A 26,016-nucleotide genomic window follows, 5' to 3' on the forward strand; every position below is an offset into this window, starting at 1 on the left:
AGAGTTAATAGCTCCGCATCATTTTTAACTTAAGGCCGACTTGCCCGTCATGAACAACTTTAAACGCATCTCTTAACTGATGGCGCACCAATGAAGATACATCTTTTGGCATCAAGTAATTGGTTACAGGTTTACCGTTAGTATATTGATAGCCTTGATTTGAAAGGCGCATATGCGCGATAAACTCATGAGCATCGGCAAGGTTAAGCGCATCTTTACGGTTAATAATATTTTGATCCATTAACGCCCTAATTCTTTTGGCGGTATTGACCTCTTTAATACCAGCAGACAAAGCATAAACACGCGCGATGTCATTAATTAATGCGCTGCCTTTATGTTTGAGATCTATCCCTTTAACCTCTGTTCCGTCACGCTCCAGTACAAATTTTCTGAAAAAACCTAAAGGCGGTGTACTCGTCAATGAGTTACCAGTTAAACCCGCGAGGAAAATATCGTTATTTTTGGTATTGTTAAGCACTTCATCTTGCAGTCCATTAAACAGAGATTGCGGTCCATATACAGAACGCATATCGAAAAAGATGCTGCTATGCATCAACGCTTTAGGATCTGGCGTACTCACCCATTTGTGAAAGACTCCACGCCACTGCTTAAGAGACATCCGCCATTTAGGGTTTTGCGCCATAATATCGCCAGGGCAATAGATATAACCACATTCATCAAGCCCAGCACACACTGCTTTTGACAGTGCTTCAAAGTAACCTTCTGCAGCTTCATCCGGCTCATGGGCCAACAGTAGCCCATTGTCCTGATCTGAACAGGCGACTTGGTCTTGCCTTCCCTGAGAGCCAAATGCTAACCAACAAAAAGCCATCGGCGCCTCGCCCAAGATCTGCTGATTTAATACAATTAAACGCCGGGTCAACGCATCGGTTACCGAAGTTAATACCCGACCTATCTCTTCGGCCCGCGCATCGGCGCTGATTAGGTTTTGCAATAAAAGTGGGATCTGTTTGCTCACCTGGATCAAGCTAGGTAGGTCTTTTTGTCGGTCAATCTCACCGATTAATAATAACGGCTGCGAACTTTGTCCACGCAGTATATCGGTGCTAGTAATAATTCCTTTTGCTTCTCCGCCATCTACCACTGGTAAATGATGAATATTGTGTTCACTCATCAAAAGCATAGCTTCAAACACAAGTGAGTTTGACTCAATCGATATCGGTGTCGTAGTCATTGCTTGATGGATAGCAAGGCTACCATCTAGCCCCTCCGCTAACACACGATTGCGAAGGTCTTTGTCAGTTAAAATCCCCACTAACTTTTCATTATCGATAACGAGTACAGATGAAACCCGGGATTTACGCATCAATCGTGCAGCATCCGATATCGTTGCTTTCATATCGATCGTCAACGGAGATTTGGACATCAATGTCGTGATCCGACTTGTGGTTGTCAGCTCTTTAGCCTTAAATCTCCCCTGATGTCGTAATCGCTTGGCAAAAGCTTTATTGAAAAAACGGTCAAATTCACGACTCTTTGTGCGCAGTAAATTAAACATTTCAGGCGGCAGGTGGTACACCAAACCATCTTCCAAAATAGCAACGCGATTACTCGCCTCCTCTCCTGATAATAAAGAGGGAAATCCAAAGTAATCGCCCTCACCGAGTCGATCAAGTAGCTCGCCATTAATGTCACGAACTTCAAACGCGCCACTTCTCACAATATACAGCTGAGGATGTAGAGGATCTAACGGAACAAAAGCGGAAGCTTTACTGTAGTAGCCAATAGTGAGTGAGCGGCAGCCACTTAACAACGCTTCCTCATCCAGCGATAAAAACGGCACTCGCTGTTGTAAGAACTGCATAATGGGTTGTAATTCGCTTGCATCCATTTCCCGACTCCCTATTCACTGACCATATCTTCAACAACAACTATATCGTTTAGAACAACATTAACACTATTCGACTAAAGGCCAGTCGCGGCTGTAGAAATAAAAAAAGAGCGCTAAAAGCGCTCTTTTTAATCAATCTAAGTTTAGATATTAGTGATCTTGAGCTTCACCAGAACCTTTAGGGAAACGAATCGACTCAACCATATCAACAACATCTTGTGGAACTGCGGATGTAACCTTACTGACTGCGAAAGCCACAGCAAAGTTAATCACCATACCAAGCATACCAATCCCTTCAGGAGACACACCAAACAACCAGTTCTCACTCATATTCGCACTTGGGTTTACAAACTTAAAGTACACAATATAAGAAGCAGTAAATAGCAGACCGGTTATCATACCGGAGATAGCGCCCTCTTTATTCACAGTCTTAGAGAAGATCCCCATAATAATAGCTGGGAATAATGATGATGCAGCAAGTCCAAATGCAATCGCAACAACCGCGGCCACAAACCCTGGCGGATTAATACCGAAGTAACCAGCCATCACGATACCCATTGCAGCTGCAATTCGGGCGTACATCAATTCCTTCTTGTCAGAGATATCTGGCATCAAATTCTTTTTCAATAAATCATGAGATACAGAAGTCGAAATAACCAGTAGCAGACCTGCTGAAGTTGATAGCGCAGCCGCTAGACCACCTGCAGCAACAAGTGCGATAACCCATGCTGGCAGATTGGCAATTTCTGGCGTCGCTAACACCATAATATCGCGGTCAATCTTCATCTCGCTTTCAGCGCCTTTAGCATAGTAAATCTTGCCGTCGTCGTTCTTATCATCCCAAGTAATTAACCCTGTTTTCTCCCAGTTCTTAATCCACTCAGGTGCCGTTTCATAAGCAACACCTGTCGACTCTGGGCCATTAATTGTTTCAATCATGTTTACACGAGAGAAAGCAGCAAGAGCAGGAATCGTTGTGTACATAATCGCAATAAACACCAGTGCCCAGCCCGCTGATACTCGCGCATCCTTAACTTTAGGTACAGTGAAGAAACGTACGATGACATGCGGAAGACCTGCAGTACCAAACATCAATGCACCAGTAATGAAGAACACATCAATCATGCTCTTAGAACCTTCGGTGTATTGGGAGAAACCTAATTCGGCAGACAATCCATCGAGCTTATCTAACAAGTACACTCCAGTACCATTGCCAGCAGCATCAATTAACTCTGCACCAAAACCAATTTGCGGAATGATATGGCCTGTCATCATCACAGAGATGAAGATAGCTGGCACCATGAAAGCGAAAATAAGTACGCAGTACTGTGCGACCTGGGTGTAGGTAATTCCTTTCATTCCACCAAGAACCGCATAGAAGAACACCACTGCCATACCAATATATACGCCGGTTTCAACTTCAACTTCAAGGAACCTTGAGAATACAACACCCACACCACGCATTTGACCTGCGATATAAGTGAAACAGATAAAGATGGCACACACTACCGCGACGGTACGCGCCGCTTGTGAGTAATAACGGTCACCAATAAAATCAGGTACTGTGAACTTACCAAATTTACGCAGGTACGGAGCCATGCAAAGCGCTAGCAGAACATAACCGCCGGTCCAACCCATTAAATACACGGAACCGTCATAACCAGTAAACGATACAATACCCGCCAGTGAGATAAATGATGCCGCAGACATCCAATCGGCTGCTGTAGCCATACCGTTCATTACTGGGTGTACACCGCCACCCGCAACGTAGAATTCTTTAGTCGAACCAGCACGAGACCAGATCGCAATACCGATATATAGGGCAAATGTAATCCCTACTATCAGATAGGTTAATGTTTGTACGTCCATTTCATGACTCCTTTAAATAAGTTCTTAGTTATTAGTCTTCGTGCACATCATATTTTTTGTCTAATGCATTCGCTTTAGCGACATAAACAAAAATAAGTGCGACAAACACGTACATGGCACCCTGTTGTGCAAACCAGAATCCCAACTTGAACCCCATGAAATGGATCTCATTGAGCACATCTACTAATAAAATACCGCAGCCAAATGAAACTGCTGCCCAAATGGCCAATAAGCCCAATACTAGACGTAGATTTTCACGCCAATAACCTTCTGCCTTCTCGTTGCTTTCAAAACTCATAGCGACTCCCCTGTGCTGATTTTTATATTAAGTCAGCAGTTAATCTAGCAAGCATACGCTGAACAACAATCGCGACCTTAGTCTAACGCCAACGGAAGGTATTAGACGGAATCTACAAATAATTATATTATTCAAGAAGATATAAGTTTACGCTCACGTAAAGCAAGTTCATTTAGTAAGCGGTGAGTTAGACCAAGGTATTATCTGTTTTTATTTTTCAGCCACAAAAAAGCCCACTAGAAGTGGGCTCTTTTTGTTGTATTAGCGGTTAATCTTCAAGTTGGCTCAGGTAACGGATCATTTCAGCAAGCGCTTCAGGGGACTGAGGTTGCTTCTTAATTAAGTACTTTCCGTTGACCAGTAGAGATGGCACACCTTTAATCTCAGCCAATTGAGCTTGGGTGTCATAATTCATTAATGCCAATTTAGCATCAGCCGAATTCATCGCGTCTGTAACCGCTTTATCGTCGACTCCTTGACTGACAAAGTAAGCTTGAAGATCTGCTGGTCGGTTGAATGCGCCATTATTTTCATGGATACGAGTAAAAATATTGCCATGCACTTGTTTAGTAACACTGAATTTTTGCGCTAAATAGTAGGCTTCTTGGCTTAATATCCAACTCGTACGGCCAGCTCCAACAGGCGTTCTTTCAAACTCAACATCACTCTCTAGCAGATGAGCTGTTTGTTCAAACAGTGGATCTTGTCGGTAACAATGACCGCAGTTATAAGAGAAAAACTCTCTGATCACCGGCGTTTGAGCTTCTGGGATCCCAGCTATCTTGACGTAATCAATACCTTCTACATACTGCGCGGCATGGGCGCTTTGTAAGGGCAATAGCAAGCTGACAATCGCCAGTAAGCCACTGGTAAACAATACTTGTAACGATTTCATATACATCCTTAATATTTAACAGGCGTCCAGCATATCCATTGGGTCACTGAACTGATACTCAAAATTTAGCTCTTTAACGAGTCGATTGCTACTAATGAGTTTACCGCCACCCGCACTGCCTTGCACAAATTGCGGCTCAACGAGGCCCAAACTTAAACTAGCCCGACGGTAAAAAGCCTCACGTGTAGGATGTTGAGGAGCGCAAACATTATAGACACCTGCAGAGTCTTCATCAAAAATCAGCTTTGTTACGGCACTAATACAATCATGCAGGTGAACAATATTGACCGGAGCTTGTGGTTCTGCAAGCTCAGTTTTGCCAGCCAAAAAGCGTCCTGGGTGTCGTTTAGGACCCACTAAACCAGAGAATCGAGCAATGCAGCTGTTGTCTAATGCTAAAAACATCGCTTCAGCCTGAAGCAGCTTTTCGCTAACCTCTGAATGGGCAACGGCATCTTGCTCAGTCATGATTTTATCCAGCGATGGATACACCCCTGTGGTACTCACAAATACTATTTTCTGGTAACGAATACCGCTAATCAACGCGGTTAACTCTGTTAGTTTTGCGTGATAAGCGTTGGGGTCTTTTCTTAATCCTGGTGGAATATTGACAACTAAACAATCGGTGTTAAGCGCGGCTTTTAACGCTGGAACTGACTGTTGCTCGACTTCTGCCAGATCTAATGCAAAGCCGTTAATGCCATCTTTAGATAATGCGGTTGCATCCTCAGAGCTACGTTTACTACCATTTACCGTAACACCACGTGCTACTAATTCTTGCGCAAGTGGGAAGCCAAACCAACCACAGCCGACAATACAAACTGAATTTATCATTTTCACCCTTTTGATTATTCTTAAATAACGAGGTCAGACCGCATTTGTATTATACCAATTCCATTAAGGATATACTCAGTTCAGGGCTTTCAATACTAGACGCATTGTGCAAGAAATGGTTATTCCCTTTTGAGACAATGCAACGTAGCAGTGAAAGTCCTGAGACGCTCACAACGTGCGGCTGATATTTAAGGCATGGGGAAATCACTTAATACAGCGCATGTGGCATTCGATATAGAATAACGATTAGCGATAAGCCACTTACTTTTCTAAAGTGATTTTTACTCCCACTGAATGAGCAACTCTTTAATGGAGTTGGTATTACATAGAGCTAAAATAGAAGCTTATATCAGCACTAGGATCCAGTGCTTTTAATGCACCAGTGCCTAACTCATCGACTTTAAGCACTTTACTTATCAATATACCCTCTTCGACTAAATAGCGTAACACTGCGTTATCACCGTTTTCATCACAGGCAAGCACATGAGGCTGTTTAACCGTTTCAGTGGTAATCAGAACTTTCGCTATTTGCCCATTGGATAACTGCACTAATGTACCGGGAGGATAGATCCCGAGAACTTTAACTAAGGCAGAAATAAGCGCTGCAGCATGTTTACCTGCTCTATTCTTAAAAAGATAGCCTAAAGCCACTTGTGGTGAACGCCCATTTCCAAATTTAAGTAACTGTTCAAAGTCGTTTGCTAAGGCAACTATTTGCGTTGTTAGTGGGATCTGTGCGCCTTTTAATCTATCAGGATAACCACTGCCATCAGCCCACTCATGGTGATGTAAAACAATATCAAGCACTGCTTTTGGAAACAGATCTTGTTTGCTCATCATGTCAAAACCAAATTTGGGGTGCATTTTCAAAAAATTAACTTCATGATCCGATAAGTTAGTTTTCTTTCGTCTGATAATATCTGGCACTTTTCGCTTACCAATATCATGAAATACAGACCCCATTGCGATATCGCGCAACTCTGAATCAGTGCAGCCCAATGAACACCCGAGCATCATCGACAATACAGCTATTGAAACCCCATGCTCAGTCCCGCTGTCGTCCTCATTGCTATTCACTAAAGCAAGATGCGGTGTTGAGGTTTCTTTAATATGATCCATCATCGATTCAACTAGCGTTGCAGCTGAGCGATAAGCGCCCTCTGGTTCAGCGGCTATTTTTGAAAATGCACTGCGGCATTCTAGGCCATTCTTTTGAAACCGTTGCTGACTCATACGAATAGATTTACGTAATGAAGTGAGTCTTTCCTGAGCAAACTCCTCCGCAGATTTCTCCACGATCACTTCAATCTGTTGCTCTTGTGTAGATGCAAGCAACGCTTTCCCTGCGATCAAATACACATAAGTAATATTTAAGCTCTTAATCAGTTCGATTTGTGATTGGTTTTCAATTTCAAACTGGTTAAAAAGAAAAGGATGCTGGGTCCATGACAGTGGTAATTTGATGGTTAAACCAATGCATAACTTAGACAAGGGAATTCTGACGTCTTTTGACATTAGTAAACGCTCCAGAGGTAGTCACTGCTAATACAAAGTGGCTCGCTCTTGAATGAAGATATAGTGCCAAACTCTTGCAGGTTATCACAGGCACTAATTTTGGCTACGTCGCCATTAGCTATCAGTAGATAATAATAGCTTTCGACTAGGAATAACAGTAAGAATGTCAATTTTATGACAGTTTTCACATAGTTAAGCCAATAAGTAAACAGTCAATCACTTCGTTCATTTTTGATGTTTCAGACAGAACGATAACATTTGAGCACACTAGATAGATAAATCAACTGAAGCTAGAAAGTTAAACTGTTATACCGTCAAATTATTCATCGACCGCTAACACCGTGGTTCATTCTGTAGCGACATCAATAGGTCACTAATAGCCAGTAAACCGTCTAGCACTTAGTTATAACTTATTCCATTTTTATCGACAACTGTATGAAATTATCACCATCAGGATATTGTATGCAATGTGCAATTGATATACTCTAGCTTCGTTCTTTAGAGTTAGTAGCCCCGAACTATTACTCTCAAAGGCAAACTGTCAATTGTCCTTTTATTAAGGCTAGCAATAAACAATTATTGCTTATCTAAAAAAGGTTTTTTGTTAATATCCCTGGATCATAGTATCGAATGCTGTCGATACTGCAGATTCTTTTTGGCGCTGTATTCATACAGCGCTATTTTTTTATCGACTCAGTAAGTTAAGCCGCTAGCTGACGTGCTTGAAGATATCGCTAAGTCAGTCTCAATCTATTCTTCTGCTTTCCAATCTGAAAAGTAATGCTTTAATCGCTTTGAATTAAACAAGTATAAAGTACTCCAAAATAGGAACAATGCATCTAGTCCGACACTCCAGCTATACACATAGTGAGCATGCAGAATACGCTGAATGAGTAAACCACCGTCAACACACAACAACACCAGTAATAGCCACTTTATGTACTTAAAAATAGGTTGGATCCACGAAGGGCTGCGCTTTCGCTCGGCTATAATTAAGCCGTAAACAACAAGTGCGCCAGCACCGGCCATTAACGCCATCAAAAAGTCTGACTTTTGCGGATAAACTAACGCAACCAGCCCTGCTCTATCACTTGCCTGAGTTAGTGATGCTATAAAAATGCACCAACCCCTGGCTAAAAAGATCAGCATTAAATACAGCATCAAAGGAGGCTTAATATGCCCCTTATCATCTAACCAAGTTATGTTACTGAAATTCAAAGCTGTCCCTTTTTTCCGAATCTAGACAGCGCCAACTGCAGCTGTATTAGTGTTTAATCAGATATGGTGCCTTTTGCAGAAATTTCAACGTTTTTAATGCAGAAAATTACTTATTGAAATACTAGAAAGGTGGTGAAAATAGTAAAAGACAAATAAAAAAGCTCCCCTTAGGGAGCTTTACATCAGCAACTGTTTGTCTATGACAAAATTGCTATCAATGCCTCTTCATCAATCACCTTCACACCAAGCTCTTGAGCTTTCGTCAATTTCGAGCCAGCAGCTGCACCAGCCACCAAACAATCGGTATTTTTTGACACACTACCAGCAACTTTTGCACCTAATGCTTGCAGCTGAGCTTTAGCATCATTTCGATTTAACTGTGTTAATGTGCCTGTTAATACCCAGGTTTGCCCTTTAAGTGATAAATCCTCTTCTGCCACCTCTTCTATTGCCGGCCAGCAAACACCCACCTCAATAAGCTTATCAATCACTTCGAGATTATGTGGCTGTGCCAAGAAGTGCGCTAAATGAGCCGCTACAATCGCCCCAACATCATCGACCTTAATAAACTCTTCAGCTGTAGCAGCTTTTAGTGAATCTAATGTTTTAAAATAAGCTGCAAGGTTAGCGGCAGTGGCTTCTCCCACCTCTCTTATGCCTAACGCATAAAGGAACCGAGCAAAGGTTGTTTCTTTGGCAACTTCGATAGCGGCGACTAATTTAGTGGCCGATTTCATGCCCATACGTTCTAGCATTGTCATCGCAGATGCGGTTAACTTAAATAGATCAGCAGGGCTTTCAACCAGCTCTTTATCAATCAGCTGCTCAACAACTTTGTCACCCATACCATCAATATCAAGCGCCTTTCTAGAAGCAAAATGCTTTATTGCTTCTTTACGTTGTGCTTCACAAAATAAACCACCGCTGCAACGTGCTACCGCTTCGCCTTCAATGCGCTCCACTTCACTATCACACACAGGGCAACGCTGCGGAAACACGATATCTTGGGCATCATCAGGGCGTTTATCAGCGACTATGGCAACAATTTGTGGAATAACATCACCAGCACGGCGAATAATGATGGTGTCTCCAACCTTTACACCAAGACGCGCTATTTCATCAGCATTATGCAAAGTGGCATTTGAAACCGTCACACCGCCAACAAATACAGGCTTAAGGCGTGCAACAGGTGTAACGGCTCCGGTACGACCGACTTGAAAATCAACCCCTTCTAATAAGGTCATCTCCTCTTGAGCTGGAAACTTAAATGCAGTCGCCCAGCGCGGCGCTTTAGCCACAAAACCTAAACTCAACTGATGAGCAATCTGGTTAACTTTTACCACTACGCCATCGATTTCGAAATCTAAGCTGCTACGGCGCTGTTGAATATCATTGTAATAGTCCATGACATCCGCGACGGATTTACAGACTTTGACTTCTTGGCTAACTGGAACGCCCCATGAGCGCAGTTGCTCTAGTTGGCCATAATGACTATCGGCAAGTTCCCAGGATTCAGGCTCGACGACACCGAGTGCATAAGCGTAGAACCCTAGTGCTCGGCTGGCAGTAATTTTACTGTCTAACTGACGTAAACTGCCAGCAGCGGCATTGCGAGGATTAACAAACAGTTTTTCCCCTTTGGCACGGGCACGTTCATTAAGCGCATCGAAGGCTTTATGCGGCATAATCACTTCGCCGCGCACCTCGACTAAAGGCGGAAAGTTATCACCGCGTAGCTTTAAAGGGATTGACTTAATTGTGCGGACATTTTCAGTGATATTCTCACCAGTTTGGCCGTCGCCACGTGTCGCAGCTCGCTCAAATACACCATCACGATACACAATACTCACAGCCAAACCATCAAGCTTTGGCTCACAGCAATAGCTCAACGCTGTACCTACTTTGTCGGTGATCCTCGAATGAAAACTATTAAATTCTGTTTCATCAAATACATTATCAAGGCTTAACATCGGCTTGAGATGGGTGATTTGTTCAAACTTAGCTAATGCCTCACCACCGACTCGCTGTGTAGGCGAGTCGGCTTTAGCAAACTCTGGGCTTTGGGTCTCTAACTCTTTAAGCCTTTTAAGTAACCTGTCGTACTCAGCATCTGGAATTGTCGGATTATCATCAACATAGTAGTGATAATTATGTTGATTCAGTTGCTGAGTCAGTTCTAAAATCTCAAGTTCATTCGCGTGCATATGGTTCGTCCAAATAATAACAAAGGCCGCCTAAGCGACCTTTTTAAAACAAGTTTAGTTGATTCACTAACTCAGAATTAAGCCTGTGCTTTAATTCGTTGTATATAACTCTGTTTGGTACTTTCTAGCCACTCATCGCGTCCACCATCCAGTACCAGACCGTTTAGGTCGTCAGCGATTTGGTGGGCAGAATTGAGCATGGTAGAGAAATTTCTCAAGGCATCGCCATAACAGGGTAGTGTCATAAACAGCACCACTCCTTGAGTTGAGAACTGCTCCATGCTATCAGGGTCAAACACACCTGGTTTAACCATATTCGCCATCGAGAATAATACTTTACCGGTACCGGCATTATCTTCATGACGGTGGAAAATATTCATGTCACCGAACTTAAAATTGAGTGTCAGCAAGCAAGGTAACAGCTCCGCGCCATTAAGCTCTTCACCCTCTTTAGCTACAACGTGCAGTACCAATACATCTTGTGGATCACCTAAAGGCTCTTCTACTGCTACCTCTTCAACATCCTGCTCGACAAAACTTTCTTGCGCCGCTTCGGTTGCGAGAACAGGTTCTTCAGCAAACAAAGATGATTGAATTGGCGCAGCTTCTGTTTGTATTGTTACACCTTCATCGGTTAATGAAGGTTCAACGCGAGTCGCTTTAGCACCACGAGCCGCTTTTTGGCTCGGCGCTTCACTTAATGTAAAAGACTCATCTTCAACGGCCGAGAAACCCGCGTCGACATTTTCTGTAACTGCAGCTTCTGTAACTAATGGTACATGCTTTGGCTCATTTTCAATGTCAGATGTGACGCTTTCGTCTGCGCTCGCCTTAACAACCCTGACTTCGCCTATTCCGTCATTATCGAAACCTTCAGCATCTCTGCGGTCTCGATTGATATCTGTCATTGGGCTCTGCTTGAATCCAGTCGGCTGTTGCTTTCGTATGGACCAAAAACCATGCACAAGTACGGCAATAATCGCTATCGCTCCTAAAACAAGCAATACCAGTTGCAAATTTTCCATTGGTTACCCTGTAATCTTTATGTTCATCCAGCGTCAGCTAACGCTACCGCTTCATCGATATCTACCGCCACAATGCGTGAAACGCCGGGCTCATGCATAGTCACACCGATAAGTTGATCGGCCAATTCCATGGTGATCTTGTTATGACTAATATATATAAATTGTACGCTTTGGGACATCTCTTTTACCAAACGACAGAATCGTTCAACATTGGCATCATCCAAAGGTGCATCAACTTCGTCCAACATACAAAAAGGCGCTGGATTCAATCTAAAAATAGCAAAAACTAATGATAATGCGGTTAGTGCTTTTTCTCCACCAGAAAGAAGGTGGATAGTGCTATTTTTCTTACCTGGTGGCCGAGCCATGATAGTGACGCCTGTTTCCAGAAGATCATCATCAGTCAGTGCTAAATAAGCACTGCCACCGCCAAAAACTTTCGGAAACAAAATGCCTAAATCTTTATTTACCCTATCAAAGGTATCTTTAAATCGGCTTTTTGTTTCAGTATCAATTTTACGAATCGCTTCTTCCAAACTTCCCAAGGCTGAATTTAAGTCTTCATCTTGGCTATCTAGATAGCTTTTCCGCTCATTTTGTTGTTCAAACTCTTCTATCGCGGCGAGGTTAATAGCCCCAAGATGAGCGATCCGAGCCCGTAAACGTTCTAGTTCTTTTTGACGCCATAAAGTGTTGCGACTAGCATCAAGCTTAGATAATACTTGTTCAACATCAATGCCCTGTTCAGTAATTAAACTAAACTGGCTGTCAATTTGTCCTTTTAAACCTTCACGACGTAACTTTAACGCGCTCATGGTTTGAGTCAAGTCTTCTATCTTCGCAAGCTGTTGTTTTTTATTCGTTCCTGCACTATCGCACAGTTCTTGTAACCCTGCTTGCTCCTGCCTGAGCAAGTTTAGCGCTTGTTGTTTAACTTGCTGTGCGTCTAAGGCTTGTACCAACTGCGTTTTTATCGACAGTGAGTTTTGCGCAGTGTCAACATCTTCTTTATCATCTAACTGCAGGCGCACTTGCTCTTTACTCAGTTCGAGCTCTTCAAGTCGCTGCTTCTGATGACTCACTTTTTGTTCCATCAACGCCACTTGCGTTTGAATGGCTTGCTCACTTTTAACGCTAGCTTTAAGTCGTAGCTCAGAACCATTAAGCAGGTCTTTGAGTTCACTTAACGATTTAAATGCCGACAATTTGTCTGACTCTGCTGCTTGCCGACTTTGACAAGCAAGCTCAAAGGTTTGTCGCAGGCTTGCTTCACTGTGTGAAAACTGCGCTTGTTGAGCAGTTAATTGTTGTAACTCAGTCTCAGTTTCCGCTAACTCCTGCAACAGCTGCTTATAACGTGCATCCGTATCATTTATAGTGGTTTGCATCGCTTTAACTTGCGATAACATGCCTGCCAATGCCACTTTCTGAGCTTGGATCTGCTGGTACTGTTGTTGCTGTGAGACTAATTGCGGCTTTAGCTCCTCGATATACACCGACAAGGTTTGCTTTAATAAGCTCAACCGCTCTTCAGTACTACAAACGACTTCTGTTAGCGCAGCATGTTCATTTTTAAGTTGTACGACTGATCCTGAGTCTGCATTTTTTTCGATGATAAAATCAGCACCAACAAGAAAACCATCTGCAGTCGCGAACATTTGTTCTGCAGCAAGCTCTTTTCGCTGCAGAACCGCTTCATCTTTTGTCTCTAGCCACTTAACTTGGCCTAACCATGGCTGGAGGTTCACAGGGCTCTGAATAACATCATTAGCCACTTCACTTACCATAGAGTTTGCAATGAACCCTATACTTAATTCAGGAGGTCGTTCTTCAAATACCGGAGAATTAAGAACATTAGCAAGTAACAAGTCAACCGCGCTTTCCCAACCAGGAGTCACCTCGATAACTTGCCATAGCAGCGTGCCTGCTTCATCACCTTCATCACCTTCATCAGGCAGTAATTGAGTAACAACAGACAAACGGCCTTTTTCATCAGCCAGTTTTACTTTTACAGACTCAAGCTCTGTTTTCAGTTCATCACAAGATTGTTGACGCGTTTCAATATTAAAGCTCAGCTCGTCATATACCTCTTGCGCTTGCTCAGTCTCGATAGATAACGTATCACATTGGTTAGCTAAGGAACTGCTCTTGAGTTGATCGAGCTGTTCATTATGCTCCAGTGCTCTTTGGGTCAGCTTTGCTACCGATTTTTGTTTATGGGCTAGCTCTTTTGTACAATGATTTAGCTGAGTACGATTCATCTCTACCGCTAAATGTGCTTTGGCTTCGTCACCACTATGTAGCTGAAACTGTTCGGTTGAGGCAATGTGACGCTGGTTGATTAGGGCTAATTCCGCTGACTGGTTGTGTGCCTGTTTCTGCCACGCCTTTATCTCTGGCGCTAACTCTTGTTGCTGCTTTACCAGCTTTTCTTGGTTTGTATTAGCCGTTTTTAACGCCGTTTGGTGCAGCGTTATTTGAGCACTAATTTCGCCCAGTCGTTGATTCAAACTGTCATCTTGTTGCTCACGGTGTTTCAGTGATTGTTCAAGCTTAGCGATATGGGTTTTGGTGAGGTAAAAAGCTTCGACTTGCTGATGCTCTTGACTATCAAGCTCACTCAACTTTAAATTCAGTTCCGTCAGACTAAGTTCAAGTGTCTGCTTTTCAGCGAGTAAGCTGGCTTGCTGCACCTCTAGCTTACCGATCTGAACGGTTAATGTATCGGTTTGCTGATTAAGCTCGTGATAACGAGACACCACCAGCTCAGACTCACATTGACGTTCAGACTGCTTAAGCTCGCGATACTGTTTTGCCGTTTGCGCCTGCTCAGCAAGTCTTTCCAGTTGCTTATGCAGCTCTGAGCGAATATCTCCAAGTCGAGATAAGTTTTCGCGAGTGTGCCTAATACGATTCTCAGTTTCACGCCTGCGCTCTTTATAGCGAGAGATCCCGGCCGCTTCTTCAATGAATACCCTTAATTCTTGCGGTTTTGACTCGATAAGTCGAGAAATGGTGCCCTGCTCAATAATCGCGTAGCTTCGCGGTCCGAGCCCAGTGCCCATAAATAGATCAGTAATATCTTTACGGCGACACTTTTGATTATTCAGAAAATAGCTTGAGTCGCCATCACGGCTTACTTGTCGCTTAACCGCTATCTCTTGGTAGCTGGCGTACTGACCTGCTAATCGATTATCTTGGTTGTCAAATAGCAGTTCCACCCCCGCTACTGATACGGGTCTTCTGGCTGTAGAGCCATTAAATATAACGTCTGCCATAGAATCGCCACGCAGGTGTTTAGCCGAGCTTTCGCCCAACACCCAACGCACAGCGTCAATGACATTTGATTTACCACAGCCGTTCGGACCAATAATGGCGCTTAAAGGATTAGGTAAGGGAATTTTGGTTGGATCGACGAATGACTTGAATCCGGCAAGTTTTATCTGTTTAAGTCTCATGATGCCGTTTTGGTCACTTCTACACTAAGTTATCTGCTGACTCTTAGCGTCTATGTTTGATGTGCATATAATTATGGTAACTTTACCAAAGCTAACAGCATTTTGTAACGCTTTTTATTGGCGATTAACGCCTTTTCACTTGCGGTTAAATGCCCACTGACTCACAATCGTGACAATGCGTATCTTTAATGATCTAAAATTTCTATGAATAAAACCAATCAAGTAACAAAGAAAAGCGGCGTAAATTACTTCTTAGAAGGGTTTAGCTTGATCAAACGCCCCGGCCTTAGACGTTTTGTATTTATTCCACTGACAATTAATTTATTGCTCTTTGGTGGCTTGATCTATTTTGCCATTGGTCAGTTAGAGCAGGTTTTCGCCTGGCTTTCAGGTCAGCTTCCAGAATACTTAAGTTGGTTGAACTTTCTGCTTTGGCCACTTGCGGTATTAACCTTGTTGGTGGTGTTATCATTCATCTTTAGTTCAGTGATGAATTGGCTCGCTGCGCCCTTTAACGGATTACTGGCTGAAAAAGTCGAACAACTGTTAACGGGCAAACCGCTCAATACTGGTGGCGGTATCGATTTAATCAAAGATTTGCCGCGCATATTAGGCCGTGAGTGGATAAAGCTAAAATACTATCTACCTCGTGCCATTGTTTTCTTATTGCTATTTTTACTACCGTTTGTCGGTCAAACTGCGGCGCCTATTTTATGGTTTCTTTTTAGTGCTTGGATGATGGCAATTCAATACTGTGATTACCCTTTTGATAACCATAAAGTCCCCTTTGCAGACATGAAATTTGCGCTTAACCAAACTCGCGGCAGTAGCTTTAGTTTTGGCGCGGCCGTTACACTGTTTTCAATGATCCCAATCCTCAACTTTGTCGTGATGCCTGTCGCCATATGTGGCGCCACATCTATGTGGGTTGATAAATACCGAGAAGCATACAAAGACAACATCATCGCACCAGATTAATATACCCGTTCTATCTGTAGATGCAGGATTCCGTGGGTGCTTAATGGACTTTAATCACGGTATTGATAGCCACTAATGGTCATTCCCTTGGTAAAATCAATAACACTGAGAAAAGTCTTTGCTTTCATTTCAAAAGCAGCCCATCGCAGAAGGCTTTTTGCCAGCACACTTGGTTATTACGCTGAGCCATTAATAATATGGCCCAGCGACTTCTACACAACTTCCGGCCAGTTGTTATCACACTGAAAATATTTGTAACAAATAGCCTACCTTTTTTATACGTAATTCCATTACAATCCCCTCACCTAAAGATTAGCTTTCAATAATAATAACAAATGAATAAAGCAACTCTATTTGCTAGAACCCTTATCTTATTCGCCTCTTGTCATTCTTTACTCGCTAACGCAGGGCAGGAAAATCAATTCAATATCGAAATACCAACACTTTCAGGCAGCATCACAGTAGATGGTCACTTTGATGAACCACAATGGGAGAATGCCGCCACTACCGAAATAACGATTGAAACGAGTCCCGGTGAAAACATCACTGCGCCAGTAACAACTGAAGTAAAGCTTTACTCTACTGACACGAGTCTCTTCTTGGCATTTACTGCTTATGATCCAACGCCATCGCAGATCAGAGCAAACTTGAGCGATCGAGACAGTGTTTGGGGTGATGATTTAGTCGGTATTAAACTCGATACTTTTAATGATGCCAGACTCGCCTATCAATTCTTTGTCAATGCTTACGGCGTGCAAATGGACTCTATCGAAAATGAACTGACCGGCAGCGAAAGCGATGCTTGGGACGGCATTTGGTACACTGCAGCTCAGCGCACAGAAACGGGTTATCAGGTAGAAATAGAGTTACCTTACAGAGTGCTTAATTTTGATAACAGCACCGAGCAAAAATGGGGCGTTGAACTGGTTAGGTTTTATCCACGAAATGAACAGCACAGACTATCTAGTCACCAGATAGACAGAAATAATAGCTGCCAACTGTGTCAATTTGGGGTGATGAGTGGCATGTCTAGCCTTGAGCAAGGTAATGACCTACAGATCACGCCATCAGTGGTTTTTAATCGTAACAGCCAACGTCCTCTCGAGCTTAATAGTGACTGGGAAAGCGAAAACAACGTCGAGCCAAGTTTGGATATCCGCTGGGGGATCACTCCTAGTACATTATTGAGTGCAACCATAAACCCGGATTTTTCGCAGGTAGAAGCCGACGCAGGCCAACTCGATATTAATAATACCTTCGCACTGTTTTATCCAGAAAAAAGAGCCTTTTTTCTCGATAATAAGGACTATTTTGATACCCAGTTAAACTTATTGCATACCCGTAATATCGTTTCGCCAGACTATGGTATTAAGCTAACCAGTAAAGTGGGTGACCACACATTTGCCACACTGGCGACAAACGACACTCATACTAACTTTTTAGTACCTGGGAATTTAAGCTCTGATATCGCCAGTATCGATGAGAAAAGTCAGAACTTTGCAGGTCGTTATCGTTACGACATAGGTAAAGAGTTGTCTATGGGCGCGCTAGTCACCGCTAAAACCAGCGACGATTATCATAACTATGTTACTAGCGTAGATGTTAAATATCAGCCTACCGAGCAAGATACCTTTATTGGCCAATACGTAGTATCGGATACCCAATACCCTTTAGGTTTCTCGCAAACACTATGCAGCAATGATGATTGCCTTCCGGATATCAACTGTGATTTAAATGATTGCGGCGTCAATGAGCGTGTATTACGCACCAATAGCACTGATGCAATTCGTGGCAACATGTATTTGGCAAAATATGAACATGAAACCAGAAACTGGGATGCTATAGCGCAATATCAGTCTGTAGGCGAGGATTTTAGAGCCGATTTAGGCTTTATTGAAAAAGTCGATTTTAGCAAATTTGTCGCAGGCGGTGGTTACACTTGGTACCCTGAAAACAGTGGTTTTAGCAAGATCAGATTGAGCGGCGACTGGGATATTAGTCATAACCAGGCCGGTGAAAAATTAGAACAGGAAGCTGAAGCTAAGCTTGCTTTTGACGGCCTACTACAAAGTTACACCGCATTTGGCGTTGTGAATCGTCAACGTGTAGGAAGGCGTCACGATAGTGCAAGCTTAGCAATTGAAAATAATACTCAGATGTTTGACGAAACCATGGGCTGGTTTTATGCCAATATGAAGCCAACCCGTACCCTATTTGTCGAACTGGATGTCAACTACGGCGATAGCATCGACTTTGCCAACGATCAATTGGGTACTAAGTTTCTACTCAATCCTGGTGTTCGCTGGAATGTTACCGATTCAGTGAAGCTTAATGTATCGCACGTTTACCGTACTATGGATGTCGATGACGGCCGTCTATTTACCGCAAACTTAAGCGATGTAAGATTGAGTTGGTATATCGACATTCATAACTTTATCCGAGTCTCCAGCGTCTACACCCATATTGAAAGAGATCCAAGCCTTTACCAATATGGTTCACCGAATAAAGAGCAGCAGAATTTAGGCAATGAGATCCTTTACGGGTATAAGCTTAATCCTCAAAGTGTGTTCTATCTAGGTTATTCAGATGGATTGAAGTCTAATGATTCCATCGACTCGCTAATGAAAACCGAAGAAACCTACTTTATGAAAATGAGTTACGCTTGGATTTTATAAACAAAAAGGCTTAACCACTAATGGTTAAGCCTTTTTATTATCAATAAGAAACCGTTTTAAGCAATGCACACTAAGTTGCGCCCACCCTCTTTAGCTTCGTACAGAGCAACATCAGCTCGTTGCAACATCTCATCTACGTTTTCATCGTGATTGAAATTAGCAACACCGATACTAACGGTTATGGTTAACTCGCCTTTCGTTGTCATTACCGGTGTACTTTCCATCTGCATTCTAAACCTATCTAATAGTGCAAATGACTTTTCAACACTTAAACCTTTGAAACCTACAACGAATTCTTCACCACCAAATCGAGCCACTGTAAAATGTTGTGAAAATGAGTGTTCAAGACGTTTGGCAAATTCAACCAACACCTCATCTCCCACATCATGACCATAACCATCATTGACCTTTTTGAAGAAATCGATGTCCATTAAACCGAGTGAAAGCGTACCTTGATTACGGGTAATAGTAGGCAGTTTCTCCTCATAGAGATTAAAAAAGTAACGCCGATTAAATACATTGGTTAAGTAATCGAGGTTGGCTTGCTCCCACAGTTTAGCCATCATATCGAGTGCATCTAGCGTGTTAAGTACTCGACAATGAAACTCTTCGTGCACGAAAGGTTTCTGCAGAAAGTCATTAGCACCATTTTTAATGAATCGTGCAGAGAGGCTTTCGTCGCTATCACTGGACAACCCGATAATTGCCAACTCTTCTCTGCTGAACTGCTCTCTGACTTTTATAATTAAACCAAAGCCATCTAGTCGCGGCATATTATAATCAGTAATAAGCAGCTTAATATCTGGGTTTTCTTTAAGGGTAGCGAGTGCTGCTATACCGTCATCAGCTTCTATCACTTGAAACAAATGCTGCTCTAAAAGGCTACGAATAAACTTTCGGCTCACCATGGAGTCATCGGCAACTAATACCTTCACGCTTTGATTGCGTTGCAAACGCCTAACTAACTTAGCGGTATATTCATAGCTAAAGCGGTTTTCTTTAAGTACATAATCAACAATACCTAATTGCAGCAGACGTGATCGTTCTTGGGGATCCCAACTTCCGGTAAGTACGATACAAGGGATCTGTTTTGCCAGTACTAATTTTACAATTTCGCCCTCTTGCGCATCCGGAAGATTTAAATCGGTAATGGCCACAAAATAATCATTTTCAGCTAACAGGTTCTTGGCACTGGCCAGATCAGGCGCGACATCAACTTCACAATTTAACTCTTGGGTTAATAAATGACGCATTACCCTTGATACAACTTGGCTATCTTCTACAACTAAGATCCGCAACTTAACTCTCCTATAAACCCAAACTCCTTTAGCGCATTAGTTAATCGGCCTTTTTGAAAGACTCTTTAATTATTAATTGCCTACGCTAAGTGAGAACTTCATCTGCTTTATTGCTGCAATTTTACTAAATTCGTCAGCAGCTTAACCCTTACCTACAGAAAACGGTATCAATTATGCTACTTCTCTTCAATTTTTGCATCAATCGATGCATTAAGCGCATTCATGTTTAATTGTAGCTTAGGCGCTTCAATTTCAGGTTTTCTAAGGTCAATAACAACAGTTGCTGATATTTTATCTTGTATTGCTTGCCGATTCGCATCCCAGAATATTTGCATGAAACCGAGTAAACCTGTGGTAAAGCCTGCAGCGTAGCCGCCATAACGACCAAAAGCGGCCCATAAGGTGATCTTGGAACCATCCAGCTGGATAACACTAATTCCAAGTAGTTTTTTACCCAATGTTTGCCCATCAAACCAAGCGGTAAACACCGTAAAATAGAAAGCAGCCCAACCAAAACCTAAGCCCATATCGTTTAAAAAGCCTATCAACCAAGCTAACGGGCTCGATTTTGGGTTTTGCTCTTTTTCAAAATGAGAATCATCTTCCAACGCTTCCCAGTCGACTTTGTTAGTGGTTGAAGCATCACTCTCTTCATTACTAACAACAATGCTCTCTTCTTCGACTGGCTGTTCAATACTTGCATCAATGACAGAGGATTGCGCTTGTATATTCTCAGTGGGTACAAACTTTAACTTTAAGCTCTCTTTTTGTTTAGCGGTAAGCGGTAGCTCATTAATCAGTTGTTCTATAATACGTGCTTGTTCTGCGTTCGAGAGGCTTGAGTGGTTTAGCGCATCTTTTAATGAATTTAAACGCTTTTGAGCACATAAGTAATTTTGGCAACTCGATGTGGATATGACTTCAGGAAGGTAATTTGCTAATTCAGCGACTGTTTGCAATGTTTCAGGCTCAGCACTATCAGCATTTATATGAGTTCCAACTTGGTTAGAGTCTAAAATATCATTTCGATTGTTCCAACCGTCACCAAGTAACGCATACACCATACCTGCCAGCATGAAAGCATATAACGCCCACTTAACAATGCTCCCCAAAGCCTTGCTTCTTTTATGAACAACAACGGTAATTGCGACCATTAATACAAATATCCAACCCGCATTTTCAGCAAGGGCCGCGACCAGCAAACCATCAACGGTTATTGCTAAGGCGCGTTTCAATGGACTCGCTAAAGGTTGATATAAAACATTGGGGGCAATCTCAAATGCATAAGGGGTGACTAACGACTTAGGATCAAGCGTTGATTCAGTCTGCTGTTTTCTCATTGGTTTAATCCAGTCATAGTGAGTGCATTGCATTGGTCAATGCACCATATTACCACCCTATTAACTTAAGCTTAACAACTGAAACTTATAGTAATTCCACTCATTACGTATAATAGCGATTGCTTTAATAACTAAAAGGAATAAAGAAGAACAAACAATCACTTCTAAAGCAGCGAAAGAGGATTATGCTTTACCTGTGCATTTTAAGGAGCAAGCAGCCCATGAGCAAAATTTTTGAAGACAATTCACAAACAATTGGTAATACGCCACTTGTCCGTTTAAATCGTGTTAGCAAAGGTAATGTTCTTGCCAAGATTGAAGCACGTAACCCAAGTTTCAGTATTAAGTGTCGTATTGGCGCGAATATGATCTGGGACGCTGAGAAAAAAGGCGTTCTAACTCAAGATAAAGAGCTTATCGAGCCAACTTCAGGTAACACAGGAATTGCACTTGCTTATGTAGCGGCTGCAAGAGGCTATAAGTTAACGTTAACTATGCCTAATACCATGAGTTTAGAGCGTAGAAAGCTGCTTAAAGCATTAGGTGCAAACTTAGTGTTAACTGAAGGCGCAAAAGGCATGAAAGGTGCCATTGATAAAGCGGAAGAGATCCGTCAATCAGCACCTGAAAAATACGTGTTATTGCAGCAGTTTAATAACCCAGCAAACCCAGAGATCCACGAAAAAACTACTGGACCTGAGATCTGGAATGATACTGACGGCGAAGTTGATGTCATTGTTGCTGGTGTTGGCACAGGCGGAACAATCACTGGTGTGAGCCGTTACATCAAAAATACTCAAGGTAAAGCGATTACTTCTGTAGCTGTTGAGCCAGTTGATTCGCCTGTGATTGCACAAACACTTGCAGGTCAAACAGTTCAACCTGGACCACACAAAATTCAAGGTATTGGCGCTGGATTTATTCCGGGCAACCTAGATCTTGAACTGATAGACCGTGTTGAAGCCGTATCGAATGAAGACTCTATCGAAATGGCGCATCGACTCATGCAAGAAGAAGGTATTCTAGTAGGGATCTCATCAGGTGCAGCTGTAGTAGCAGCAAACCGTATTGCAGCACTACCTGAGTTTGAAGGTAAGAATATTGTTGTTGTATTACCTTCTGCCGCTGAACGTTACTTATCTTCAGTATTGTTCCAGGGTGAGTTTAGCGACGCTGAAAACGTACAATAAACCGTAAGTAGATACAACAAAACCCAAGCTTTAGCTTGGGTTTTTTATTGCCTGAATAATGTGGCTCACAGTGGTGTGCACAATGTTATTGAGCTCAATCTTATTCACCTTACCACGCAGTAAAAACTGGTATTCCAACAGTCGAATAATTGCCAAGATTTGGTGGGCATCTTCACTTGCTGTTTTTGAACCAAATGCACTAAAAAATGATTTAATGCTCTGCAGTAATGTCTCTTCGAGCAAGATAATGGCTTTAGCAAGCTCGGGATTCCGCAGTGCTTCTTCGTGAAAAGCATGCTCTAGGATACGATCATCAGGTTGAGTTAACTGTGCTTCTATATGATCACAGATAAAGTCAGATAACTGCTCAACCACTAACGTTTGCAGCTCAGATTTAGTTAGGCTCTGGCTTACTTCGGCCATACTATTGAGCAAGGTATAGCTTTGTTCCTCTAACGCTTTATTCATCCACAACGTTTTTTCCGCAAAAAAGGTTAATGCATCACTAATAAGATCTTTAATATCATTAAAGTAATAAGTAGTTGAAGCTAATGGTACATCTGCCTCAGCTGCAACAGCCCTATGGCGCACGCCACGGATCCCCTCTTTAACGATTAAGCGCAATGTCGCCTCTAGAATCGCTTTGCGTCTTGCTTGCCCATCACTTCGGCTTGATTGTCGACCAACATAGGTCAGTGGTACGAGCATGGCACTTCCTTTACACGAATATTCAATCTGGCTTGAACTCGCCATGAACAACAACTGGAAACTAATCTTATCTAAAACAACTCGAAGCAAGATCCAGTTCAAACTATATTCAGACTGTAACATGTAAGATACGCCTCCCCTAATTCGGTAACAGCTACATCGGTCTAATTTATGTCTTTCTATCGCTCTCCTCTATCAATCAGCGCATTTGATGCCAAGTTTGAAGCGCAAAAAATTGCCTTCGCGCCAATAAGTTTTCAAGTCGCACGCTGTTTGTTGAAGTTTAATGTTTTACAGTTGATCTCCGATTGCGGCTCAAAAGGTTGCAGCATAAGTGATTTAGCCAAGCAGTCAGTACTGTCAGAGTACGCCCTTGGAGTATTGGTCGATATGGGACTGAGTATGGGCTTGTTATACCTAAATGAAGAAGCATACGTGCTCGATAAGGTCGGGCACTTTTTATTGCATGATGATATGGCTCAAACCAATTTAAATTTTACCCATGATGTCTGTTATCAAGGATTATTTGAATTGGAAGCCTCTTTACTCGAAGGTAAACCAAAAGGGCTCGCCTCACTGGGTGACTGGCAAACAATCTATCCCGGCTTGAGTCAATTGCCCGACGATATTAAAAAGAGCTGGTTTGAGTTTGATCACTATTATTCAGATCATGCATTCGAGACTTTGTTACCGCTCATTTTCAAAGCTCAGCCAAAGCATATTGTCGATGTTGGCGGAAACACGGGTAAATGGGCATTAGCCTGTACCAAATTTGATAGCCAAGTCGCTGTCACCATCATGGATCTTCCTGGGCAGCTAGAAGTCGCGATGCAGAACGCTGCTGACAATGGGGTAGCTGACAGAATAAACGCATTTGCAACAGACTTACTCGATGAAAGCAAACCATTTTGTGAAGCTGGTAACCTTTACTGGATGAGCCAATTTTTAGATTGCTTTTCTGAGACAGAAATTCTCAGCATTCTAAAACGTGCCGTTTCAGTCATGGAGAAAGACAGTGAGCTATGCATCCTAGAAACCTTTTGGGATCGTCAGCCATTTGAAGCAGGCGCTTTTTGTGTCAATGCCACTTCAATCTATTTCACCGCTATTGCCAATGGCAATAGTCGCATGTACCACAGTAAAACCTTACTGAGCCTAATTAGCCAAGCGGGACTCTTTGTTGATGAAGATATCGACAATATTGGACTTGGGCACACGTTACTGCGTTGCAAACTGAAGCCTTGATTTAAATCCACACCAACCAATTAAGTTATACTTAACCCAAGGTTAACTATAACTCAATTTAATTTAATTGCAGGTGATTCTAAAATACATCCATAGAGATAAGATTTTGGAGAACACAATGACTGTAACAAATAACAAACTAACACACAGAGTATCACGCTTACCGAGTCCAATGGCTGGTTTGGCACTAGCAATAGCCAGCCTAGGTTGGGCTTGGGAGAGCATGTCTCCTGAGCTTGGCGGTAATGCACAGTTAGCTGGTGCTCTAATTGCATCAGTACTGCTAACCATGCTGGTTGCTAAATTCGTTTTGCACCCTAAAGTGCTTATTGAAGAACTGTCTCACCCGGTTATTGGCAGTGTTATCCCAACCTTTGCCATGGGGTTAATGGTGGTTTCAGCCGCTATTGGAGAATTTAGCCAAGGCGCTGCTTTAACATTATGGTTAACGGCGATTAGCATCCATATCATCTTTCTATTTATGTTTATCTATAATAGAGCAATCGATTTCAAGCTAAGCCACATGGTACCGAGCTGGTTTGTTCCCCCTATCGGCATGATTGTAGCAGCAGTCTCTTTTCCACATGGAGAGTTATTACAGGTACAAAACCACTGGATTGCCAACGCTATTGTTAACTTCGGTATGTTGAGTTACTTAGTGATGCTTCCTATTATGCTTTACAGATTGATATTCTGCGAACCGATAGCCGATGCAGCAAAACCAACAATTGCAATTTTGGCCGCACCAGCAAGCCTATCATTAGCCGGTTACCTAACAATATCAAGTCAACCTTCTTTAGTTATTGTCGCTGTTTTATTAACCGTCGCGCTATTAATGACCAGTATTATTTATCTAGCCTTTTTTAACTTATTAAAACTGCCGTTTAGTCCAGGTTATGCTGCATTTACTTTTCCAATGGTTATCGGTGCAACCGCATTATTTAAAACTGTCACTTGGATAGTAAGTACATATGGAGAAAGCATCTTATCGGTGAGCTTGTTAATAACCGCAAAATTTGAACTAGTGATTGCAACCATCATCGTGACCTATGTAGCAGTAAGATATTTGCGTCATTACAAAACGGCATTTAATATGCCGCAATAAGGTTAACTTATTATAATGAGTGACTCTCAATCGATAGAATAAAGTATAATACAGCAAGCCAAACTGCTCTCTCCTCGCCTCAAAAACTTACATGCCCGCAACAATAAGCCATTTCCAGCCACACCAGTAACGTGACCGGCGTCACAAATTGAAATATATCTATTCGAGATTAATACTTTTTATCTACATAAACTGTATCGACATTGTTAATAAACAAAACCTCTCAAAAGCAAAGCCACAACAAAAAAGCAACCAACTATCAACACCGAGGTTGAATCGAGATTAATTAACAACCAAAAAACAAACAAC

General features: G+C 42.4%; 18 protein-coding genes. 5 read left to right on the forward strand and 13 right to left on the reverse strand.

The annotated features are described in order from the left end of the window. Nucleotides 1-4 precede the first annotated feature (4 nt). The 10 genes from K5R16_RS03190 to K5R16_RS03235 all read right to left on the reverse strand — a co-directional run bounded on the left by K5R16_RS03190 (nt 5) and on the right by K5R16_RS03235 (nt 15,168). On the reverse strand, nt 5-1,852 hold the full coding sequence (locus tag K5R16_RS03190) for a DUF294 nucleotidyltransferase-like domain-containing protein (protein ID WP_220736110.1): 1,848 nt from the start codon (nt 1,850-1,852) through the stop codon (nt 5-7). A 150-nt stretch (nt 1,853-2,002) separates the two neighbouring features. After that, nucleotides 2,003-3,721, reverse strand: coding sequence for a sodium:solute symporter family protein (locus K5R16_RS03195; protein WP_220736111.1), 1,719 nt, complete (start codon nt 3,719-3,721; stop codon nt 2,003-2,005). A 31-nt stretch (nt 3,722-3,752) separates the two neighbouring features. Further along, the gene (locus K5R16_RS03200; protein WP_012277650.1) at nt 3,753-4,019 is read right to left on the reverse strand and encodes a DUF4212 domain-containing protein; all 267 of its coding nucleotides are present in this window, start codon (nt 4,017-4,019) and stop codon (nt 3,753-3,755) included. Between the two features lie 268 nt (nt 4,020-4,287). After that, a complete protein-coding gene (locus K5R16_RS03205; RefSeq protein ID WP_220736112.1) occupies nt 4,288-4,914 on the reverse strand; it encodes a thiol:disulfide interchange protein DsbA/DsbL in 627 nt (208 codons plus the stop codon). Nucleotides 4,915-4,929: 15 nt separating this feature from the next. Beyond that, a complete protein-coding gene (locus tag K5R16_RS03210) occupies nt 4,930-5,748 on the reverse strand; it encodes an SDR family NAD(P)-dependent oxidoreductase (protein ID WP_220736113.1) in 819 nt (272 codons plus the stop codon). A gap of 321 nt (nt 5,749-6,069) precedes the next feature. Then, nucleotides 6,070-7,263, reverse strand: a complete 1,194-nt coding sequence (locus K5R16_RS03215) for an HD-GYP domain-containing protein (RefSeq protein ID WP_220736114.1) — start codon at nt 7,261-7,263, stop codon at nt 6,070-6,072. Nucleotides 7,264-8,013: 750 nt separating this feature from the next. Further along, nucleotides 8,014-8,481 (reverse strand): DUF2919 domain-containing protein, encoded by a 468-nt coding sequence (locus K5R16_RS03220; RefSeq protein WP_220736115.1) that lies wholly within the window; start codon nt 8,479-8,481, stop codon nt 8,014-8,016. 197 nt (nt 8,482-8,678) lie between these two features. Beyond that, nucleotides 8,679-10,685 carry an NAD-dependent DNA ligase LigA gene (gene ligA / locus K5R16_RS03225; protein ID WP_220736116.1) on the reverse strand — a complete coding sequence of 669 codons (2,007 nt, stop codon included), beginning with the start codon at nt 10,683-10,685 and terminating at the stop codon, nt 8,679-8,681. 77 nt (nt 10,686-10,762) lie between these two features. Then, complete coding sequence (zipA, locus tag K5R16_RS03230; protein WP_220736117.1) at nt 10,763-11,710, reverse strand: cell division protein ZipA; 948 nt, start codon at nt 11,708-11,710, stop codon at nt 10,763-10,765. A 23-nt stretch (nt 11,711-11,733) separates the two neighbouring features. Further along, nucleotides 11,734-15,168 (reverse strand): chromosome segregation protein SMC, encoded by a 3,435-nt coding sequence (locus K5R16_RS03235; protein ID WP_220736118.1) that lies wholly within the window; start codon nt 15,166-15,168, stop codon nt 11,734-11,736. A 204-nt stretch (nt 15,169-15,372) separates the two neighbouring features. Here K5R16_RS03235 and cysZ point away from each other — a divergent pair, with 204 nt between their 5' ends. Both cysZ and K5R16_RS03245 read left to right on the forward strand, forming a co-directional pair. Further along, entirely contained in the window at nt 15,373-16,146 is a 774-nt protein-coding gene (cysZ, locus tag K5R16_RS03240) for a sulfate transporter CysZ (protein ID WP_220736119.1), read from the forward strand. A 335-nt stretch (nt 16,147-16,481) separates the two neighbouring features. Further along, nucleotides 16,482-18,821, forward strand: a complete 2,340-nt coding sequence (locus tag K5R16_RS03245) for a carbohydrate binding family 9 domain-containing protein (protein WP_220736120.1) — start codon at nt 16,482-16,484, stop codon at nt 18,819-18,821. A 56-nt stretch (nt 18,822-18,877) separates the two neighbouring features. Here the strand turns inward: K5R16_RS03245 and K5R16_RS03250 are convergent, their stop codons facing one another. Further along, nucleotides 18,878-20,119 carry a response regulator gene (locus tag K5R16_RS03250; RefSeq protein ID WP_220736121.1) on the reverse strand — a complete coding sequence of 414 codons (1,242 nt, stop codon included), beginning with the start codon at nt 20,117-20,119 and terminating at the stop codon, nt 18,878-18,880. Between the two features lie 176 nt (nt 20,120-20,295). Next, nucleotides 20,296-21,459 carry an RDD family protein gene (locus tag K5R16_RS03255; RefSeq protein WP_220736122.1) on the reverse strand — a complete coding sequence of 388 codons (1,164 nt, stop codon included), beginning with the start codon at nt 21,457-21,459 and terminating at the stop codon, nt 20,296-20,298. Nucleotides 21,460-21,680: 221 nt separating this feature from the next. Here K5R16_RS03255 and cysK point away from each other — a divergent pair, with 221 nt between their 5' ends. Next, entirely contained in the window at nt 21,681-22,649 is a 969-nt protein-coding gene (cysK, locus tag K5R16_RS03260; RefSeq protein WP_220736123.1) for a cysteine synthase A, read from the forward strand. Nucleotides 22,650-22,679: 30 nt separating this feature from the next. Here cysK and K5R16_RS03265 read toward each other — a convergent pair whose 3' ends face one another. After that, on the reverse strand, nt 22,680-23,357 hold the full coding sequence (locus K5R16_RS03265) for a TetR/AcrR family transcriptional regulator (RefSeq protein WP_220736323.1): 678 nt from the start codon (nt 23,355-23,357) through the stop codon (nt 22,680-22,682). 171 nt (nt 23,358-23,528) lie between these two features. On the opposite strand from K5R16_RS03265, the gene K5R16_RS03270 reads away from it, so the two are divergent. Both K5R16_RS03270 and K5R16_RS03275 read left to right on the forward strand, forming a co-directional pair. Next, on the forward strand, nt 23,529-24,602 hold the full coding sequence (locus tag K5R16_RS03270) for a methyltransferase (RefSeq protein WP_220736124.1): 1,074 nt from the start codon (nt 23,529-23,531) through the stop codon (nt 24,600-24,602). A 118-nt stretch (nt 24,603-24,720) separates the two neighbouring features. Then, entirely contained in the window at nt 24,721-25,707 is a 987-nt protein-coding gene (locus tag K5R16_RS03275) for a TDT family transporter (RefSeq protein WP_220736125.1), read from the forward strand. Nucleotides 25,708-26,016: the final 309 nt, after the last annotated feature.

Source organism: Shewanella sp. c952, from assembly GCF_019654975.1.
Classification (GTDB): domain Bacteria; phylum Pseudomonadota; class Gammaproteobacteria; order Enterobacterales; family Shewanellaceae; genus Shewanella.

Excerpts from the sequence above, each read along its gene's own strand:
- K5R16_RS03190 (WP_220736110.1), bottom strand. The coding sequence starts at position 1,852 with ATGGATGCAAGCGAATTACAACCCATTATGCAGTTCTTACAACAGCGA.
- K5R16_RS03195 (WP_220736111.1), bottom strand. The coding sequence starts at position 3,721 with ATGGACGTACAAACATTAACCTATCTGATAGTAGGGATTACATTTGCC.
- K5R16_RS03200 (WP_012277650.1), bottom strand. The coding sequence starts at position 4,019 with ATGAGTTTTGAAAGCAACGAGAAGGCAGAAGGTTATTGGCGTGAAAAT.
- K5R16_RS03205 (WP_220736112.1), bottom strand. The coding sequence starts at position 4,914 with ATGAAATCGTTACAAGTATTGTTTACCAGTGGCTTACTGGCGATTGTC.
- K5R16_RS03210 (WP_220736113.1), bottom strand. The coding sequence starts at position 5,748 with ATGATAAATTCAGTTTGTATTGTCGGCTGTGGTTGGTTTGGCTTCCCA.
- K5R16_RS03215 (WP_220736114.1), bottom strand. The coding sequence starts at position 7,263 with ATGTCAAAAGACGTCAGAATTCCCTTGTCTAAGTTATGCATTGGTTTA.
- ligA (WP_220736116.1), bottom strand. The coding sequence starts at position 10,685 with ATGCACGCGAATGAACTTGAGATTTTAGAACTGACTCAGCAACTGAAT.
- zipA (WP_220736117.1), bottom strand. The coding sequence starts at position 11,710 with ATGGAAAATTTGCAACTGGTATTGCTTGTTTTAGGAGCGATAGCGATT.
- K5R16_RS03235 (WP_220736118.1), bottom strand. The coding sequence starts at position 15,168 with ATGAGACTTAAACAGATAAAACTTGCCGGATTCAAGTCATTCGTCGAT.
- cysZ (WP_220736119.1), top strand. The coding sequence starts at position 15,373 with ATGAATAAAACCAATCAAGTAACAAAGAAAAGCGGCGTAAATTACTTC.
- K5R16_RS03245 (WP_220736120.1), top strand. The coding sequence starts at position 16,482 with ATGAATAAAGCAACTCTATTTGCTAGAACCCTTATCTTATTCGCCTCT.
- K5R16_RS03255 (WP_220736122.1), bottom strand. The coding sequence starts at position 21,459 with ATGAGAAAACAGCAGACTGAATCAACGCTTGATCCTAAGTCGTTAGTC.
- cysK (WP_220736123.1), top strand. The coding sequence starts at position 21,681 with ATGAGCAAAATTTTTGAAGACAATTCACAAACAATTGGTAATACGCCA.
- K5R16_RS03265 (WP_220736323.1), bottom strand. The coding sequence starts at position 23,357 with ATGCTCGTACCACTGACCTATGTTGGTCGACAATCAAGCCGAAGTGAT.
- K5R16_RS03270 (WP_220736124.1), top strand. The coding sequence starts at position 23,529 with ATGTCTTTCTATCGCTCTCCTCTATCAATCAGCGCATTTGATGCCAAG.
- K5R16_RS03275 (WP_220736125.1), top strand. The coding sequence starts at position 24,721 with ATGACTGTAACAAATAACAAACTAACACACAGAGTATCACGCTTACCG.